Origin of the sequence: Caballeronia sp. ATUFL_F1_KS39 (assembly GCF_023630985.1) — a bacterium.
Taxonomy (GTDB): domain Bacteria; phylum Pseudomonadota; class Gammaproteobacteria; order Burkholderiales; family Burkholderiaceae; genus Caballeronia; species Caballeronia zhejiangensis.
In genome coordinates, this window is the sequence record NZ_JALQDZ010000017.1 from 59,079 (window position 1) to 76,287 (window position 17,209).

Consider the following 17,209-nt stretch of genomic DNA (forward strand, 5'->3'; position numbering starts at 1 on the left):
CTTTCGAGTTCTAACGGAAAGGCCCACATGACCGGCTCCCTCAAGCGCGCGCTCTTTGCGCTCATCCTCGCGATGACGTCGCTCGCGGCCCACGCGCTCACCAACGACGATCTCGCCCCGCTCGCCGGCGACGACTTCGAAGCCAAGACCGCCGCCATCGACAAGCTGATTGCCAATGCCGATGCGCCTTCCATCGCCGTGCTCGGCGCGCTGTCCGATGGCTCGCTCGTCGCGACCGATAACGGTCACGTCTACATTCAGACCGATGACGGCACGAAGGACGCGATCACCGGCAAGACCGCCGAAGCGCCCGATGCGCAGCCGATCACGCTGAACAATCTGCTGCGCACGAAGGTCGCGGGCGCGTTGTCGGGGCTGCAGCTCGCATCGCCCGATATGGCCAAACGCCGCGACGCCATCGCTGCGTTGCTGAAGAACCCGGACGCATCGATGAAGCCGATGATCGACCGCGCCCGCGCCATCGAAAAGGATTCCGAACTAAAGAAGCGCCTCGACACGCTCTGGGCGATGACCGCGCTGCACGATCCCGACGTGAACAGGCGTCTCGAAGCCGCGCAACTCGTCGCGGCGCGCCATGACCTCGACATGTACGAACTGCTGCGCCCGATCGTCGCGAAGAAGGCCGACGGCACGTTCAACGAACCCGACGAACGCGTACGCAACGCGGCTCAGGAAGGCATCTACGCACTCGATTCGATTCAGCGCCGCAGCGAAATCTTCGGCACGATCTTCGCGGGCCTCTCGCTCGGCAGCGTGCTGCTGCTCGCGGCGCTCGGGCTTGCGATCACATATGGGCTGATCGGCGTCATCAACATGGCGCACGGCGAGTTCCTGATGATCGGCGCCTATGCGACCTATGTCGTGCAGAACCTCGTGCAGCATTACGCGCCCGCCGCGTTCAACTGGTATCCGCTCTTCGCGGTGCCTGCGTCGTTCATCGCCGCGGGGCTCGTCGGCATCGTGCTCGAAAGGCTCGTGCTGAAGCATCTCTACGGACGTCCGCTCGAAACGCTGCTGACGACCTTCGGCATCAGCCTGATCCTGATTCAGGCGACGCGCACGCTCTTCGGCGCGCAGAACGTGCAGGTGACGAATCCCTCGTGGATGAGCGGCGGCGTCACCGTGATGCAGAACCTCATCCTCCCGTACAACCGTCTGACGATCCTCGCGTTCTCGCTCGCCGTCGTCGCGATCGCGTGGGGCGTGCTCACGAAGACGCGCCTCGGCCTCTTCGTGCGCGCGGTGACGCAGAACCGCCGCATGGCCGCGTGCGTCGGCGTCAAGACAGCGCGTGTCGATTCGTACGCGTTCGCGTTCGGTGCGGGCATCGCGGGACTCGGCGGCTGCGCGCTCTCGCAGATCGGCAACGTCGGGCCCGATCTCGGCCAGAGCTACATCATCGATTCGTTCATGGCGGTGGTGCTCGGCGGCGTCGGCCAGCTCGCGGGCACGGTGATCGGCGGCTTCGGGCTCGGGCTCGTCAGCAAGGCGGTCGAGCCGTTCTGGGGCGCGGTGCTCGCGAAGATCGCGGTGCTCGTGCTCATCGTGTTGTTCATCCAGAAGCGTCCGCAGGGCATGTTCGCCCTCAAGGGCCGCAGCGCGGAGGCTTGAGACATGACCGCCTCGACCAATGTCGGCACGAACCTCGACGTCACGCCGCAACCCGATCCGGGCGCGGCGCGCGCGGGCTTCGCGCTCGGCCTGCCGCCGCGCGCCGCGCTCTTGCCGAAGAAAGGCTGGCTCGCGTTGATCGCGCTCATCATCGCGATGGTGATCTTCGTGCCCGTCAGCGCGCTCGTGCTGCCGGAAACGAGCACGTTCCATCTCTCGGCTTATGCGATGACGCTCGTCGGTAAGCTCATGTGCTACGCAATCGGCGCGCTCGCGCTCGACCTCGTATGGGGCTATTGCGGCATTCTGAGCTTGGGCCATGCGCTTTTCTTCGCGCTCGGCGGCTACGCGATGGGCATGTACCTGATGCGCTCGATCGGCCGCGAGGGGACGTATCAAAGCGATCTTCCCGACTTCATGGTGTTTCTCGACTGGCACAAGCTGCCGTGGTACTGGGAGGGCACGGAACATCTCTGGTATGCGCTGTTGCTCGTCGTCCTCGTGCCTGGCGTGCTTGCGTGGGTGTTCGGCTTCTTCACGTTCCGCTCGCGCGTGAAGGGCGTGTATCTGTCGATCATCACGCAGGCGATGACCTTCGCCGCGATGCTGCTTTTCTATCGCAACGAAATGGGCTTCGGCGGCAACAACGGCTTCACCGACTTCAAGCGCATCGCGGGCTTTCCAATCACGCATCCGGGCACGCGCACCGCCCTCTTTCTCATCACGTTCGCGGTGCTCGTGCTCGCGTTTCTCGCGGCGAGATGGATCGTCACGTCGAAGCTCGGGCGAGTGGTCACCGGCGTGCGCGACGGCGAAGCGCGCCTGATGTTCCTCGGCTATAGCCCGCTCGCGTACAAGCTCTTCATCTGGACGGTGTCGGCGGTGTTGTGCGGCATCGCGGGCGCGTTGTATGTGCCGCAGGTCGGCATCATCAATCCGAGCGAGATGTCGCCCGCGAACTCGATCGAAATGGCGATCTGGGTCGCGGTCGGCGGACGCGGCACGCTGATCGGACCGATCGTCGGCGCGTTCGCCGTCAACGGCGCGAAGAGCTTTTTCACCGCCTATTTCGCGGAGTATTGGCTGTTTTTCCTCGGCCTCATCTTCACGCTCGTGCCCTTGCTTCTGCCGAACGGCATCATGGGACTGATCGATCTCGCGCGCCGCAAGAAGGCGCATGGAGACGCTGCCGAATGACTGCACATAACGCATTGATCGTGGATTTGCCGCCGATTCCGGAGACGAGCCACAAGAACATCAACGTGTCGTCGGGCCTGGGGCATGTGCTCGCGCCCGGCGAGATCGATGTATCGCACGGCACGATCCTCTATCTCGAGGACGTCACCGTGAGCTTCGACGGCTTTCGCGCGCTGAACAAGCTGACGTTGTCGATCGATGTGGGCGAGTTGCGCTGCGTGATCGGCCCGAACGGCGCGGGCAAGACGACGATGATGGATGTCATCACCGGCAAGACACGTCCCGACGACGGCAAGGTTTTTCTCGGGCAGACGTTCGATCTCACGCGCATGTCGGAGCCGGTGATTGCGCGCACGGGCATCGGGCGCAAGTTTCAGAAGCCGACTGTGTTCGAGAATCATCCGGTGTGGGAGAACCTCGAACTCGCGATGAAGACGGACAAGCGCTGGTTCGCATCGTTGAGGGCGCGGCTGGATGGTGCCGCGCAGGCTCGCATCGAAGAGACGCTCGAGCTGATTCGCCTTCAGCATCAGGCGACGCGGCTTGCGGGCGAGTTGTCGCATGGGCAGAAGCAGCGGCTCGAAATCGGCATGTTGTTGATGCAGCAGCCTGCTCTCTTGCTGCTCGATGAGCCTGCGGCCGGCATGACCGATCATGAAACGATGGAACTCGCGGAGTTGCTCAACAAGCTGCGTGGGTCGTGTTCGATGATGGTCGTCGAGCATGATATGGAGTTTGTTGCTGCGCTTTCGGGGGATAGCGGGAAGGTTACTGTTATGGCTGAGGGGAGTGTTCTTGCCGAAGGCACGCTCGATGACGTCAAACGGGACGAGGCCGTTATTGAGTCTTATCTTGGGCGTTAGTGTTTTATGTCGGCGTGGGTCGTCGTGGAAGCCTGTTTTCTTAGTGGTCGATTAGCGTTGCCCCTGTGCGGGGCAGTGCTAATAGACCGACGCGATCACAGGACTCCACGCAAGCGTAAGCAAACAAGCGCAGACCAAGAGACAAAGCAAATGCTAGAAGTCGAAAACCTGAACCAATACTATGGCGGCAGCCACATCCTCCGCGATGTGAAACTCACCGTCCCCGATGGAAAACTCACCGTCCTGCTGGGCCGCAACGGCGTGGGCAAAACGACGCTCCTTCGCTGCCTGATGGGTGTCGTCCCGACAAAAAGCGGCACCATCGCCTGGCGCGGCAACAAGCTCTCCTCGATGCCCACCCACGCGCGCGTCGCAAACGGCCTCGCCTACGTGCCGCAAGGCCGCGACATCTTCGGCCGTCTCACCGTCGAAGAAAACCTGCTCGTCGGCGCAGCGAGCCGCAAAGCGCCATCGAAGATTCCCGATCACATCTACGCGCTGTTCCCCGTCCTCAAAGACATGAAGAACCGCCGAGGCGGCGATCTCTCCGGCGGTCAACAACAGCAACTCGCAATCGGCCGCGCGCTGATGAGCGAGCCGCAACTGCTCATCCTCGACGAGCCGACCGAAGGCATTCAGCCATCGATCATCCGCGATATCGGCCGAACGCTTCGGCAACTCGTCGACGAAATGGGCATGACGGTCCTGCTCGTCGAGCAGTATTACGACTTCGCGCGCGAACTCGCCGATCGATACTGGGTCATGAGCCGCGGCGAAATCGTCGCGGGCGGCGCGGGCTCGGAAATGGACGCGCATGGAGTGCGCGAGCTGATCGCCGTATGATCGAGGCTCCGCTCTAGAAAAACGCATCGCTCATGCACCACGAATCGCACGCAACACTCGCCGATCCGAACATCTGGCGCGGCTCGCTCGAACTCGGCTACGCGCGTCAGCACGGCCGCACCGTCTGCGTTCATCGCAAGCACGAAGGCCCATTGCGGCTGCAACGGCCGCTCTATCCCGAAGGCGATATCTGTCATTCGGTGATCGTGCACCCGCCCGGCGGCGTCGCGGGCGGCGATCGTCTTTCCATCGACGTTCGTCTGCACCAAGACACGCACGCCGTCATCACGACGCCCGGCGCGACCAAGTGGTACAAGGCCAACGGCAAGCTCGCGACGCAGCGCATCGATATCGATCTCGCCGCGCACGCCAGGCTCGACTGGCTTCCGCAAAACAACATCGTGTTCGAATCGTCGAACGTCGAACTCGAATTCAACCTGACACTCGATGAAGGCGCGAGCGCGATCGGCTGGGACGCAATGCTGCTCGGGCGCGCCGCCGCCGGCGAAAAGTGGACGCAAGGGCAAATCAAGGCGACATCGCGTATCGCGCATCGCAATGGTTCGACGCTCTGGTTCGAACGCACGCTGCTCGATGCGCGCGATCCGCTGCGCGACTCCGCTCAAGGTCTCGCGGGCTTCCCCGCTTACGGCACGCTCTGGGCGATCGGCCCCGCATGCGACGATGCCCTCGCCGAGACCCTCGCCGCACATCTTCCCTTCGACGATGAGCTCCGCGCGGGCGCATCGTGCGTCGCGCCGGGCGTGCTGATCGTGCGCGCGATCAGCCGCTCCATGGAACCGCTGCAAAACGCACTCACCGATTGCTGGTCGCGTCTTCGTCCGCTCGTGCATGGCGTCGATGCGCGACCTCTGCGTTTGTGGACTACCTAGTACGCACCAACGAAGCGCACGCGTCTGCACATCCGTTGTGCGCGGCGATATATGCGTAACCGGCAAACGCTGACAGCATAAGAAATAGGCATCGATGGCACGACTCTCGCTTTAAGCCTTCGCTCGAGAGCCGCGCATTCCAACGCGGCCGTTCAAGACCGAAGGATCATCGATGCTCACGACTTTTTCCCGCACGCGGCGCACCGCACTCGTCGCGCTGCTGCTTTCCCTCGCGCCTCTCGCCGCGCATGCCGACGCGCTCGACACCATCGCGAAGAACGGCACGCTGCGCGTCGCCGTGCCCGAAGACTATCCGCCCTTCGGCTCGGTCGGCGCCGACATGAAACCGCAAGGCTACGACGTCGACATGGCCGCGCTGCTCGCCAAGTCGATGAACGTGAAGCTCGAACTCGTGCCCGTCAACAGCGCGAACCGCATCCCGTATCTGACGACCAACAAGGTCGATCTCGTGATCTCGTCGCTCGGCAAGACGCCGGAACGCGAGAAGGTGCTCGACTTCTCGACGGCTTACGCGCCCTACTTCCAAGGCGTGTTCGGCCCCGCCGACATCAAGGTGACGAGCCCCGCCGATCTCACCGGCAAGACCGTCGGCGCCACGCGCGGCGCGCTCGAAGAGATCGCGCTCTCGCAGATGGCGCCCAACGCGACCATCAAGCGCTTCGAGGACAACAACGCGACCATCTCGGCCTTTCTCTCGGGACAGGTGCAACTGATCGCGGCGGGCAACATCGTCGCGGCGGCGATCCTGTCGAAGAATCCGCCGCGCCGGCCGGAAGCGAAGTTCATCATCAAGGATTCGCCGTGCTTCGTCGGCATGAACAAGAACGAGCCGCGCCTGATGTCGAAAGTGGACGACACCATCGCGCAGGCGAAGAAGGACGGCACGCTCAACACGATGTCGAAGAAGTGGTTCAACCAGCCGCTGCCCGCGACCCTTTGATCGGGAGCGCGGCATCGTATGGCCTATGAACTTCAATTCGCCGATCTCGCGCAGTACGCGGGCATGTTCGCGAGCGGCGCGGCGACCACGCTCGCGCTGACCGCCGTCTCGACGGCGCTCGGCGTGTCGGTCGGCGTGCTCGGCGCCGCCGCGCGCAACAGCCGGCATGCGTGGCTCGCGGCGATCGTCGGCGCCTATGTCGAAGCGGTCCGCAACACGCCGTTCATCGTGCAACTGTTCTTCGTATTCTTCGGCCTGCCCGCGCTCGGCATTCATCTCAGCGAATACGTCGCGGCCATTCTCGCGATGACGCTCAATCTCGGCGCGTACTCGATCGAGATCGTGCGCGCGGGCGTCGCCGCCGTGCCGAAGGGTCATCTCGAAGCGGCGGCATCGCTCGCGATGTCGCGTGGCGAGACGTTCCGTCATGTCGTGTTGCCGCAAGCGCTCGCCAAAGTGTTCCCCGCATTGACGAGCCAGATCGTCATCACGATGCTCGGCTCGGCGGTCGTCTCGCAGATATCGGTGCCCGATCTCACGTATGCCGCGAGCTATATCCAGTCGCGCAACTTCCGCGCGTTCGAGACGTGCTTCTTCATCACGGCCGCGTATCTCGTGATGGCGCTCGCTCTGCGCGCCGCATTGAACGCCATGGGCAAGCGCTTTCTGATGAATCACCGGAGCGCCGCGCGATGATCGAATTCACGCTCGCGCAGATCTTCGAGAACCTGCTGCTCGCGGCGCGCTGGACCGTCGTGCTGTCGATCGTGTCGTTCGTGCTGGGCGGCATCGTCGGCTTCGTGCTGCTCGTCATGCGCGTGTCGAAATCGCAAGTGCTGCGCATGCTCGTCAAAGGCTATATCCAGCTCTTTCAGGGCACGCCGCTTCTCATGCAGTTGTTCCTCGTGTTCTTCGGCCTGCCCTTGCTCGGCATCGACGTGTCGCCGTGGCTCGCGGCGAGCGTCGGTCTCACGCTCTTCACGAGCGCGTATCTCGCGGAGATCTGGCGCGGCGCGGTCGAAGCGGTGCCGAAGGGCCAGTGGGAAGCATCGTCGTCGCTCGCGATGAGTTACATGGAGCAGCTTCGTCATGTGATCCTGCCGCAAGCGACGCGCATCGCGGTCGGCCCGACGGTCGGCTTCGCGGTGCAGGCGGTGAAGGATACGGCGCTCGTATCGATCATCGGCTTCACGGAACTGACGAAGGCTGGCACGATGATTTCGAACGCAACTTTCCGGCCGTTTCTCGTGTATGGGCTCGTCGCCGTTATCTACTTCTTGCTTTGCTATCCGCTGACGCGCTATGCGCGCACGCTCGAAAGGAAATGGAATGCCGCTCGTTGAAACCCGCAATCTTCAGAAGCAGTTCGGCGCGAATCAGGTGCTGAAGGGCATCGACTTCGCCGTCGAGCGCGGACAAGTCGTGTCGATCATCGGGCGCAGCGGCTCGGGCAAGAGCACGTTGCTGCGCACGCTCAACGGTCTGGAGAGCATCGACGAAGGCTCGATCGAAATCGACGGCGAGCATATCGATGCGCGTCATGCCGACCTGCGCGCGCTGCGGCTGAAAGTCGGCATGGTGTTTCAGCAGTACAACCTCTTTCCGCATCTCACCGCGGGCGAAAACGTGATGCTCGCGCAGACCGTCGTCAGGAAGATCCACAGGGCGAAGGCGCGCGCGACGGCGCATACCGTGCTCGAACGCGTCGGTCTCGGCGACAAGTTCGATGCTTTTCCCGATCAGCTTTCGGGCGGTCAGCAGCAACGCGTCGCGATCGCGCGCGCACTTGCGATGAAGCCGACCGTGCTGCTCTGCGATGAGATCACATCGGCGCTCGATCCCGAACTCGTCGGCGAAGTGCTAGCGGTCGTCGAAGACCTCGCGCGCGACGGCATGACGCTCATCATGGTCACGCACGAAATGCGCTTCGCGCGCAAGGTGAGCGACAAGGTCGTGTTCATGCATCAGGGGCGCGTGTGGGAATCGGGCGCGCCGGACGCCATCTTCGAGCGGCCGTCGACCGTGGAGTTGCAGCGCTTCATCCAGTAAGCCGAAAGCCTACCGAAAGCCCCTTAAAAGCGCATGAGACGCGGCATTCCGGTGCTAGCATTGCAAAGCCCGAAACACTTTTCTCCATAGAAGAAGCCCATGAAACTCACGCCCAGAGAAAAGGACAAGCTGCTGATCTTCACAGCGGCCCTGCTCGCCGAGCGTCGCCGCGCGCGCGGCCTCAAGCTCAATCATCCGGAAGCGGTCGCGTTCATATCGGCGGCATTGATGGAAGCGGCGCGCGACGGCAAGACCGTCGCCGAAGTCATGCACTACGGCAGCACGCTGCTCACGCGCGACGACGTGATGGAAGGCGTGCCCGAGATGATTCCCGACATCCAGATCGAAGCGACCTTCCCCGACGGCACCAAGCTCGTCACCGTTCATCATCCGATTCCCTGACACCATGATCCCCGGCGAATATTTCATCGACGATGGCGAGCACGAGCTCAATGCGGGCCGCGAGACGGTTACGGTCGTCGTCGCGAATCATGGCGACCGGCCGGTGCAGGTCGGCTCGCACTTCCACTTCTACGAAGTCAACGCGGCGCTCAAATTCGAGCGCGAGAAGGCGCGCGGCTTCCGATTGAACATCGCGGCGGGCACGGCAGTCCGCTTCGAACCCGGTCAGGAACGCACCGTCGAACTCGTCGCGCTGGCCGGCGATCGCCATGTGTACGGCTTCAACGCGCTCGTCATGGGCCCGCTCTAAAAAAGGACAGATATGACGCTACGCATCGGCCGCCGCGCTTATGCGGAAATGTTCGGCCCGACCACCGGCGACCGCGTGCGCCTCGCCGACACCGATCTCATCATCGAAGTGGAACGCGACTTCACGACCTACGGCGAAGAAGTGAAGTTCGGCGGCGGCAAGGTGATTCGCGACGGCATGGGCCAGTCGCAGCGCCCCGCCGCCGACGTCGTCGATACCGTCGTGACCAATGCGCTGATCCTCGATCACTGGGGCATCGTGAAGGCCGATATCGGCATCAAGGGTGGACGCATCTTCGCCATCGGCAAGGCGGGCAATCCGGACATTCAGCCGAACGTGAACATCGCGATCGGCGCGGCGACGGAAGTGATCGCGGGCGAAGGCATGATCGTGACGGCGGGCGGCGTCGATACGCACATTCACTTCATCAGCCCGCAACAGATCGACGAAGCGCTCGCGAGCGGCGTCACGACGATGCTCGGCGGCGGCACCGGCCCCGCGACCGGCACCAACGCGACAACCTGCACGCCGGGCCCGTGGCACATGGAGCGCATGCTGCAGGCCGCCGACGGCTGGCCCGTCAATCTCGGCTTTCTCGGCAAGGGGAACGCGAGCCTGCCGGAGCCGCTGATCGAGCAGGTGAAAGCGGGCGCGATCGGCCTGAAGCTGCACGAGGATTGGGGCACGACGCCCGCCGCGATCGACAATTGCTTGAGCGTCGCCGACGACACCGACACGCAAGTCGCCATCCACACCGACACGCTGAACGAAGCGGGCTTCGTCGAAACGACCATCGCCGCGTTCAAGGGCCGCACGATCCACACGTATCACACGGAAGGCGCGGGCGGCGGCCATGCGCCGGACATCATCAAGGTCGCGGGCGAATCGAACGTGCTGCCCTCTTCCACGAATCCGACGCGCCCCTACACCGTCAACACGCTCGATGAGCATCTCGACATGCTGATGGTGTGCCATCACCTCGATCCGTCTATCGCGGAAGACATCGCGTTCGCGGAATCGCGGATTCGTCGCGAGACCATCGCGGCCGAGGACATCCTTCACGATCTCGGCGCGCTGTCGATGCTTTCTTCGGATTCCCAAGCAATGGGCCGCGTCGGTGAAGTCATCATTCGCACATGGCAGACCGCGCACAAGATGAAGGTGCAGCGCGGCGCGTTGCCCGAAGACAGCGCGCGTAATGATAATTTCCGCGCGAAGCGCTATGTCGCGAAGTACACGATCAATCCGGCAATCACGCACGGCATCGCGCATGAAGTCGGCTCGATCGAGCCGGGCAAGTGGGCCGATCTGGTGTTCTGGGAACCCGCGTTCTTCGGCGTGAAGCCCGCGATGATCGTCAAGGGCGGCATGATCGCGGTCGCGCAGATGGGCGACCCGAACGCGTCCATTCCGACGCCGCAGCCGGTGCATTATCGCGAGATGTTCGCGACGCGCGGCGGCGCGCTTGGCAAGACGTCGCTGACATTCGTATCGCAGATGGCGATGGAGGCGCGCATCGCGGATCGTTATGGCTTGCAAAAGCAGATCGTCGCGGTCAGGAACTGCCGCAATGTGACGAAGGCCAACATGATTCACAATGCATGGCAGCCGTCCATCAGCGTCGATCCGCAGACCTATCAGGTGATCGCCGACGGACAATTGCTCACATGCGATCCCGCCACCGTTCTGCCGATGGCGCAGCGTTACTTCTTGTTCTGATATGCGTACCATCGACAAACGTCTGACCGCGAAGCTTGCCGACGTCCTCAAAAAACGCGCGCCCACGCTGACTCTTCCCTTCGATGCGCGCTGCAAGAGCCGCCTCGCCGCCACGCTCGACAACGGCGAGGAAGTCGCCCTCGTCATGCCGCGCGGCACCGTGCTCGCGGATGGCGACATGCTCGTCGCCGACGACGGCGGCTTCGTGCGCGTCGTCGCGGCGGCGGAGGACGTGCTCATCGTGCGTGCGCCGAGCGTGCGTCTCTTGACGCGTGCGGCCTATCACCTCGGCAACCGGCATACGCCGGTCGAAGTCGGCGCGGAGTATCTGAAGCTCGAAGCCGATCCCGTGCTCGAAGACATGCTGAAGCGCTTAGGCGTGCTCGTCGCGCACGAATCGCAGCCGTTCCAGCCCGAAACGGGCGCGTACGGCGGCGGACACAAGCACGGCCACGACGAGACGTTCAGCGAAGACTACGCGCTCGCGCAGAAGGTATTCGACGAGCATCACGGGCACGATCACGATCATTCGTCGTGCGGCCACGATCATGGTCACGATCACGGTCATCATCACCACGGCCATGCGCATCGCTGAGCTCACCGCGCTGTTGCATCTCGCGTCGCCGGCATTGCCGATCGGCGCGTTCAGCTATTCGCAAGGGCTCGAAGCGGCGATCGAGCACGGCCTGATCCACGACGGCGACAGCGCGCGCGACTGGATCGCGAGCGGCCTTTCCAGCGTGCTCGCGCGCGGCGAATTGCCGATGCTCGCGCATCAGATCGAACACTGGCGTTCGCACGACGAAGCCGCGCTGAGCGCCGCGAACGATGAATACATCGCGAGCCGCGAATCGGCGGAACTGCGACGCGAAACGGAGCAGATGGGCTGGTCGCTCGCGCAGTTGTGCGTGTCGCTCGAATGGGGCGACGAAGCACGCCGCGCGACGCTCGCCGCGATCAAGCCGATCGCGCAGCCGACCGCCTTCGCCTTCGCCGCGTTCGCGCACGATGCGGCACCCGACGCCGCGCTCGCGGGCTACGCATTCAGCTGGGTCGAGAATCAGGCGGCCGCCGCGCTCAAGGCCGTGCCGCTCGGCCAGCTCGCGGGACAGCGCATCATCGTCGCGTTGCGCGAGCCGATCGATGCCGCCGTGCGCCGCGCGCTCGATACAGCGCCTCAACACATCAACACCTTCGCGCCGCAGCTCGGCGTTTTGTCCGCGCGGCACGAATCGCAATATTCGCGGCTTTTCCGCTCCTGAACCGACACTCCATGAACGCTCCCGCTTACTCTTCCGCCGCTCGCCGAACCAAGAAACTGCCGCCGTTGCGTGTCGGTGTCGGCGGGCCGGTCGGCTCCGGCAAGACCACGCTGCTCGAAATGCTCTGCAAGGCGATGCGCGAGAAATACGATCTCGTCGCCATCACCAACGATATCTACACGAAGGAAGATCAGCGCCTGCTGACCGTCGCGGGCGCGCTGCCGGCCGAGCGCATCATGGGCGTCGAGACGGGCGGCTGCCCGCATACGGCAATCCGCGAAGATGCGTCGATCAATCTCGAAGCCGTCGATCGCATGGTGTCGAAGTTTCCGGATGCGGATATCGTGTTCATCGAATCGGGCGGCGATAACCTCGCGGCGACTTTCAGCCCCGAACTCTCCGATCTGACTATCTACGTGATCGATGTCGCGGGCGGCGAGAAGATTCCGCGCAAAGGCGGGCCTGGCATCACGAAGTCGGATCTGCTCGTCATCAACAAGACCGATCTAGCGCCTCACGTCGGCGCGAATCTCGACATCATGGCGAGCGACGCGAAGAAGATGCGCGGCGAGCGGCCCTTCGTGATGTGCAATCTGAAGGCGCTCGATGGGCTCGACGAAGTCATCCGCTTCATCGAGAAGAAGGGTTTGCTGCTGGCTTGACGCGGAAAATCGCGTGACGACAACGCGTTACGGCAGCGCGATCGAATTCGATATCGAGACCGCGTTCTCGCCGACCTGCACGAAGTCGCGCTTCATCGCGACTTGCCATTGCAGGAAGTTGCGGCTGTTCGATTCGCCGGGAAGCATCCAGTCGTGCAGCTCGATGATGATGACCGGAAACATGTTCAGCGCATCGCAATGGCGCGAGAACAGGTCGGCCTCCGCGCCTTCGATGTCGATCTTCAGGATGAACGGCGTCGTGCCGGACGGCATCACGTCTTCGAGCGTGAGCGCATCGACGGCATAGCCTTTCTCGGTGGGCTGCTCCGCGGTGCGAAACGCCCACTCGCCGCCGCCCGGATCGTTCAGATAAAGCGTGCCGCGCTTGGCCGCGATCGCGGCGTTGAGCGGTTTGATCGACGGAAACGCCTGTGCATTCTTGTTGAGCAGCGCGAAATTCGATATGTCCGGCTCGATGGCGACGATCTTGGCTTTCGGATAAGTGAGCGCGTGCCACACTGCGGCGGCGCCGATATTGGCGCCCGCATCGACGATCAGCGGATTTTCGCAAGCCTCATAGAACGCGGCGATTTCCTTCGCGCGCATGAGATGATCCGTCGCGTATTCGCGAAGAATGAAGATCTGCCGACAAACCGAGCGATCCGCCGGACAAGGCCGGTATTCGAAGCGCCGATTGCCGGGAAGAATCAGGCCATGCGCGCCGTAACGGACGGTGCCCCATGCATCGGTCGGTCCTGGGGATGGCCGCAGCAGGCGCAACAGTCTTGGCGGCAACATGTCCTTGACGACGGACTTGATGAGATCTTGCATGCGCGTCCTCGAAGAAAATTGGAAGCACGTTCGCAGGCCCCCGGCCGCTTGTTATGCGTTCGAAAGGATCGGCTCGAGGAAGTTCATTATCCTCCGAACTTACTTCGCAAGATTCATCTGAGGAAAAGCGCAGTTGGCGGCAGGAAACAGCGAGATCGCGTCGGATCACTTCGCCGCGTCGCTGTCCTCTTCAAGCAGCGCGCTCAGCACGCTCACGGTACGCTCCGTCGCGCCGCGATGCCGCGCCGCGAACGCCGAAGCCGCCGCGCTCATCGCGAGACGCCGCGCCTTGTCGCCGAAAATCTCGCGCAGACCGCGCGCGAGCTCCTGCGGATCCTGCACGCGCAGCGCCGCGCCCGCCGCGATCGCATCGTTGGTCGCCTGCGTGAAGTTGAACGTGTGCGGGCCGATCAGCACCGGCACACCTGCCGCGCACGCTTCGATCAGATTCTGCCCGCCGAGCGGCAACAGACTTCCGCCGATGAACGCCAGATCCGCGGCCGCATAATACGCGCCGAGCTCGCCCATCGAATCGCCGAGCAAGACCTGCACGCTCGCCGGCAACGGCTCGGGCACGTCCGCGCCCGAGCCCGCCGCGACGGGCTTCGGCGCCCACACCGACCGGCGCGCGCTCGTCAGCCCGAGACTCGCGATCAGCGCGGACACTTCGTCGAAACGCTGCGGATGACGCGGCACGAGAATCAGCAACGCATCGGGCACGTTGAGGGCCGAGAATGCGCGCAGCACGAGCGTTTCCTCGCCCTCGCGCGTGCTCGCCGCGACCCACACGGGCCGCTCGCCGATCGCCGCGCGCCACGCGTGACCGCGCGCGACCAGTTCGGGCGGCGCGGTCATGTCGAACTTCAGATTGCCGAGCACGGCGACATTGCGCGCGCCGAGCGCGGTGAGCCGCTCGGCATCGGACGGCGTCTGCGCGAGCACACGCGAAAAGCCGCCGAACACCTCGCGCACCGCGCGCCCGAACTTCGCCGCGCGCCGGTACGAACGTTCCGACATGCGCGCGTTCGTCAAGACGAGCGGCACGTCGGCGCGTTTGCATTCGTCGATGAGCGTCGGCCAGACTTCCGTTTCCATCACGATGCCGAGCGACGGCCGCCACGCGCGCAGAAAGCGTCGCACGAGAATGGGCAGATCGTAGGGAAGATAGCTGCGCAACACGCGGTCGCCGAAAAGCTCGACGCCGGTCGCGCGGCCGCTCGGCGTCATGTGCGTGAGCAGCACGCGCGCTTCGGGATGCGCTTTCATCAGCGCGTCGATGAGCGGCTGCGCCGCGCGCGTCTCGCCGACGGACACCGCGTGCACCCAGATGAGCGGCGCGAGATCGTCGGCGCGGCGCGGCGCGATGTGGCCGAAACGCTCGCCGATATGCTCGCGATAACCGCGCTCCTTTCGCGAACGGATGTAGAGCCGCAGCACCGCGAGCGGCGCGACGATCCACCAGAGCGCGCGATAGACGAGCCGGAGCACGGAAGCCGATGCGCCCGGCGTAGCGGCGGACGAGGCGGCGCCGCTCAAACGAGCGCCCGGCCCTTCAGGCGTTCGAGAATGCCGAGCGGCGCGTGATCGGGGCGCGCCATCGCCTTGACGGGCAGGAAGAAGGTCTGCTCCATCATGAACTGGCCGGACATCACCGCATGCGAGGTGTGATCGGAGAAGCAGACCCACACCGAGCCGGGCGGAAACGGCATCGTCTCCTGCGGCGAATTTTTCTGATAGTCGAGATCGGCTTTCATCGCATCATGCAGATGCAGCATGAGATGGTCGTACTCGCTGCGCGGCGACTTCGTGATGTGCAGCAGATTCATCAGCCACGCCGAGCCGGGCGCCTGCGCCTTGATGCCGGGCAGGAAACGCTTCGCCATGTCCTCGAACGGCTCGCCGACGCGCCACACGCGCGGCGCGCCTTTCGGATTGATGTTCGTGAACACGCGCAAGATGCGCTCGCCGTGCGTTGGCCGCGACGGGAAGGCATCGACGTGAAGACGGGCATCGTCCTTTCGCCAGGATGTTTCGCGCGTCTCGACCTGACGCAGCCTGAGGCTCGTGGGCGCGACGCGCAGCTTTCCGTCGTATTCGGGAAAGAGCCCGTCGACGAGCGAACGCGCATGATCCTGATAGCGCTTGATGAGCGAGCGCACCGCCGACTGCATCACGCTGTCGCCGAGCACGCCGTTCAACGCGCCGCCGTTGGGCGCGAGGCTGATGTTCTTGCGCTTCGGATCCGCGATGCCCGGATCGAGCAGCGAAAGCTCGCCGCCTTCGATCGGAAAGCGCAGGTTGGGGAAATACAGCACTTTGCCGTTTTCGACGCCGGCGAGCAGCGTCTCGCGCGGCACGGACAGGTTCTTGCCTTGCCAATCGCCCGAGGCGACTTCGATGATTTGAGATTCCGTCATGTGTCTACGACCTTGAGTTGCCCGCACACAGCGCAGCGCGGTGAAAACTACAGCAGGCCGAAGCCCGCGAGCGCGGTCTTCACTTCGGAAAGCGTCGGATGCCGGCTCGCGTCGCCGAGATTGACGACGTTCGGCGACCAATAGCCGCCGGTGCGCCATGCGGTCGAGAAATTGTACAACTCGACGGTCGGGCGCTTCAGCGCCGCGGCGATATGCACCAAACCGGTATCGACGCCGACGGTCGCCGCGGCACCGTCGATCAGCCCGACGACCGCGGGCAGCGACATCTTCGGCGGCACGATCGCGGCCGCGCCGAATTCCTTCGCGAGCTTTTCGCTCGTTGCGCGTTCGGCCTCGCTGCCCCACGGCAGCACGATCGACGCGCCGCGCGTCACGAGCGCTTGGCCCAGTTCGATCCACGCGGCTTCGGGCCATTGCTTGTCGGCGCGCGAGGTGGCGTGCACGAACACGACGTAAGGCACGGGAAGATTCAGCCCGAGCGCGGAGACGGCAAGCGTCGCGCGTCGCGTGTCGAGGCCGAAGTCGATGTCGTCGGTCGTTTGCGGCTTCGGCAGGTCGAGCGCCGCCGCCACGAGTTGCCGCGTGCGCTCGACGACGTGCGTGCGCGGTTCGATCGGCACGCGCCGGTCGTAGAAAAAGCGCACCGGCCATTCGTAGCCCGCGCCGTCGGTGCGATTGCCGAGGCCGACGAGCGGCCCGCGCGCCCAGCTCGCGACCCACGCGGTCTTGATGAGACCCTGGCAGTCGATGACGAGATCGTATTTTTCGGCGGCGAGCTCGCGCTTGAACTTGCCGATCTCGCGCCAGTTCGCCGGCGACGTGAACGCCTTGCGCCAGCGCCTGAGCGAAAACGGAATCGCGCGGCGCACGCCGTGTACGAGTTCGACGAGACTCGCGAAACTTTCCTCGACGAGCCAGTCGATTTGCGCATCGGGATAGCGGCGGCGGATGTCGGCGATGGCCGGCATGTTGTGGACGACGTCGCCAAGCGACGACACGCGGACGATCAGGATCTTTTGCACGCTGAGATGGAGAAGCGCGGACGGCGCGGCGCGGTGAGCAGGAAAACGGGGATTTTAGCGCGGCGCGTTCATCGGATAAGCAAAAAAAGCGGCGCAATCGATTCGATTGCGCCGCTTTTCACCGG

The 17,209-nt window shown here is 64.0% G+C and carries 19 protein-coding genes; 15 read left to right on the forward strand and 4 right to left on the reverse strand.

The features are described from left to right. Positions 1-27 precede the first annotated feature (27 nt). The 15 genes from urtB to ureG all read left to right on the forward strand — a co-directional run bounded on the left by urtB (position 28) and on the right by ureG (position 12,793). Positions 28-1,632: an urea ABC transporter permease subunit UrtB gene (gene urtB / locus NCR93_RS10375; protein WP_175980391.1), complete on the forward strand. Its 1,605-nt coding sequence runs from the start codon at positions 28-30 to the stop codon at positions 1,630-1,632. 3 nt (positions 1,633-1,635) lie between these two features. Further along, complete coding sequence (urtC, locus tag NCR93_RS10380; RefSeq protein WP_175980392.1) at positions 1,636-2,829, forward strand: urea ABC transporter permease subunit UrtC; 1,194 nt, start codon at positions 1,636-1,638, stop codon at positions 2,827-2,829. Further along, entirely contained in the window at positions 2,826-3,692 is an 867-nt protein-coding gene (urtD, locus tag NCR93_RS10385) for an urea ABC transporter ATP-binding protein UrtD (protein ID WP_008342468.1), read from the forward strand. Before urtC ends, urtD begins: the two co-directional genes overlap by 4 nt. A gap of 150 nt (positions 3,693-3,842) precedes the next feature. Continuing rightward, positions 3,843-4,535 carry an urea ABC transporter ATP-binding subunit UrtE gene (urtE, locus tag NCR93_RS10390; protein ID WP_008342470.1) on the forward strand — a complete coding sequence of 231 codons (693 nt, stop codon included), beginning with the start codon at positions 3,843-3,845 and terminating at the stop codon, positions 4,533-4,535. A gap of 32 nt (positions 4,536-4,567) precedes the next feature. After that, a complete protein-coding gene (locus NCR93_RS10395) occupies positions 4,568-5,428 on the forward strand; it encodes an urease accessory protein UreD (protein ID WP_034472749.1) in 861 nt (286 codons plus the stop codon). A gap of 172 nt (positions 5,429-5,600) precedes the next feature. Then, positions 5,601-6,389, forward strand: a complete 789-nt coding sequence (locus NCR93_RS10400; RefSeq protein ID WP_008342474.1) for a transporter substrate-binding domain-containing protein — start codon at positions 5,601-5,603, stop codon at positions 6,387-6,389. Between the two features lie 18 nt (positions 6,390-6,407). Continuing rightward, positions 6,408-7,085: an amino acid ABC transporter permease gene (locus NCR93_RS10405; protein WP_034472752.1), complete on the forward strand. Its 678-nt coding sequence runs from the start codon at positions 6,408-6,410 to the stop codon at positions 7,083-7,085. Continuing rightward, positions 7,082-7,732, forward strand: coding sequence for an amino acid ABC transporter permease (locus NCR93_RS10410; RefSeq protein ID WP_008342479.1), 651 nt, complete (start codon positions 7,082-7,084; stop codon positions 7,730-7,732). The genes NCR93_RS10405 and NCR93_RS10410 overlap by 4 nt, the downstream gene beginning before the upstream one ends. After that, positions 7,719-8,438, forward strand: a complete 720-nt coding sequence (locus NCR93_RS10415; protein WP_008342480.1) for an amino acid ABC transporter ATP-binding protein — start codon at positions 7,719-7,721, stop codon at positions 8,436-8,438. Before NCR93_RS10410 ends, NCR93_RS10415 begins: the two co-directional genes overlap by 14 nt. Positions 8,439-8,537: 99 nt before the next feature. Then, positions 8,538-8,840, forward strand: a complete 303-nt coding sequence (locus tag NCR93_RS10420) for an urease subunit gamma (RefSeq protein ID WP_175980393.1) — start codon at positions 8,538-8,540, stop codon at positions 8,838-8,840. Between the two features lie 4 nt (positions 8,841-8,844). Then, complete coding sequence (locus tag NCR93_RS10425; RefSeq protein WP_008342484.1) at positions 8,845-9,150, forward strand: urease subunit beta; 306 nt, start codon at positions 8,845-8,847, stop codon at positions 9,148-9,150. A gap of 12 nt (positions 9,151-9,162) precedes the next feature. Next, positions 9,163-10,869 carry an urease subunit alpha gene (gene ureC / locus NCR93_RS10430; protein ID WP_175980394.1) on the forward strand — a complete coding sequence of 569 codons (1,707 nt, stop codon included), beginning with the start codon at positions 9,163-9,165 and terminating at the stop codon, positions 10,867-10,869. 1 nt (position 10,870) lies between these two features. Next, positions 10,871-11,464 (forward strand): urease accessory protein UreE, encoded by a 594-nt coding sequence (gene ureE, locus NCR93_RS10435; RefSeq protein WP_008342488.1) that lies wholly within the window; start codon positions 10,871-10,873, stop codon positions 11,462-11,464. Next, the gene (locus tag NCR93_RS10440; protein ID WP_250532218.1) at positions 11,451-12,131 is read left to right on the forward strand and encodes an urease accessory protein UreF; all 681 of its coding nucleotides are present in this window, start codon (positions 11,451-11,453) and stop codon (positions 12,129-12,131) included. The genes ureE and NCR93_RS10440 overlap by 14 nt, the downstream gene beginning before the upstream one ends. 11 nt (positions 12,132-12,142) lie before the next feature. Then, on the forward strand, positions 12,143-12,793 hold the full coding sequence (gene ureG, locus NCR93_RS10445; RefSeq protein ID WP_034472760.1) for an urease accessory protein UreG: 651 nt from the start codon (positions 12,143-12,145) through the stop codon (positions 12,791-12,793). Positions 12,794-12,820: 27 nt separating this feature from the next. Here the strand turns inward: ureG and NCR93_RS10450 are convergent, their stop codons facing one another. The 4 genes from NCR93_RS10450 to waaC form a co-directional block, all read right to left on the reverse strand. Then, the gene (locus NCR93_RS10450) at positions 12,821-13,624 is read right to left on the reverse strand and encodes an FkbM family methyltransferase (RefSeq protein WP_175980395.1); all 804 of its coding nucleotides are present in this window, start codon (positions 13,622-13,624) and stop codon (positions 12,821-12,823) included. A 165-nt stretch (positions 13,625-13,789) separates the two neighbouring features. Next, entirely contained in the window at positions 13,790-15,112 is a 1,323-nt protein-coding gene (waaA, locus tag NCR93_RS10455; protein ID WP_175980489.1) for a lipid IV(A) 3-deoxy-D-manno-octulosonic acid transferase, read from the reverse strand. A 44-nt stretch (positions 15,113-15,156) separates the two neighbouring features. Then, positions 15,157-16,041, reverse strand: coding sequence for a Kdo hydroxylase KdoO (gene kdoO / locus NCR93_RS10460; RefSeq protein ID WP_175980396.1), 885 nt, complete (start codon positions 16,039-16,041; stop codon positions 15,157-15,159). Between the two features lie 47 nt (positions 16,042-16,088). After that, positions 16,089-17,084 (reverse strand): lipopolysaccharide heptosyltransferase I, encoded by a 996-nt coding sequence (gene waaC, locus NCR93_RS10465; protein WP_034472764.1) that lies wholly within the window; start codon positions 17,082-17,084, stop codon positions 16,089-16,091. Positions 17,085-17,209 lie beyond the last annotated feature (125 nt).

What these genes read in the sequence shown, in the direction of transcription:
- urtB (WP_175980391.1), top strand. Translation starts at nt 28, where the DNA reads ATGACCGGCTCCCTCAAGCGCGCGCTCTTTGCGCTCATCCTCGCGATG.
- urtC (WP_175980392.1), top strand. Translation starts at nt 1,636, where the DNA reads ATGACCGCCTCGACCAATGTCGGCACGAACCTCGACGTCACGCCGCAA.
- urtD (WP_008342468.1), top strand. Translation starts at nt 2,826, where the DNA reads ATGACTGCACATAACGCATTGATCGTGGATTTGCCGCCGATTCCGGAG.
- urtE (WP_008342470.1), top strand. Translation starts at nt 3,843, where the DNA reads ATGCTAGAAGTCGAAAACCTGAACCAATACTATGGCGGCAGCCACATC.
- NCR93_RS10395 (WP_034472749.1), top strand. Translation starts at nt 4,568, where the DNA reads ATGCACCACGAATCGCACGCAACACTCGCCGATCCGAACATCTGGCGC.
- NCR93_RS10400 (WP_008342474.1), top strand. Translation starts at nt 5,601, where the DNA reads ATGCTCACGACTTTTTCCCGCACGCGGCGCACCGCACTCGTCGCGCTG.
- NCR93_RS10405 (WP_034472752.1), top strand. Translation starts at nt 6,408, where the DNA reads ATGGCCTATGAACTTCAATTCGCCGATCTCGCGCAGTACGCGGGCATG.
- NCR93_RS10410 (WP_008342479.1), top strand. Translation starts at nt 7,082, where the DNA reads ATGATCGAATTCACGCTCGCGCAGATCTTCGAGAACCTGCTGCTCGCG.
- NCR93_RS10415 (WP_008342480.1), top strand. Translation starts at nt 7,719, where the DNA reads ATGCCGCTCGTTGAAACCCGCAATCTTCAGAAGCAGTTCGGCGCGAAT.
- NCR93_RS10420 (WP_175980393.1), top strand. Translation starts at nt 8,538, where the DNA reads ATGAAACTCACGCCCAGAGAAAAGGACAAGCTGCTGATCTTCACAGCG.
- NCR93_RS10425 (WP_008342484.1), top strand. Translation starts at nt 8,845, where the DNA reads ATGATCCCCGGCGAATATTTCATCGACGATGGCGAGCACGAGCTCAAT.
- ureC (WP_175980394.1), top strand. Translation starts at nt 9,163, where the DNA reads ATGACGCTACGCATCGGCCGCCGCGCTTATGCGGAAATGTTCGGCCCG.
- ureE (WP_008342488.1), top strand. Translation starts at nt 10,871, where the DNA reads ATGCGTACCATCGACAAACGTCTGACCGCGAAGCTTGCCGACGTCCTC.
- NCR93_RS10440 (WP_250532218.1), top strand. Translation starts at nt 11,451, where the DNA reads ATGCGCATCGCTGAGCTCACCGCGCTGTTGCATCTCGCGTCGCCGGCA.
- ureG (WP_034472760.1), top strand. Translation starts at nt 12,143, where the DNA reads ATGAACGCTCCCGCTTACTCTTCCGCCGCTCGCCGAACCAAGAAACTG.
- NCR93_RS10450 (WP_175980395.1), bottom strand. Translation starts at nt 13,624, where the DNA reads ATGCAAGATCTCATCAAGTCCGTCGTCAAGGACATGTTGCCGCCAAGA.
- kdoO (WP_175980396.1), bottom strand. Translation starts at nt 16,041, where the DNA reads ATGACGGAATCTCAAATCATCGAAGTCGCCTCGGGCGATTGGCAAGGC.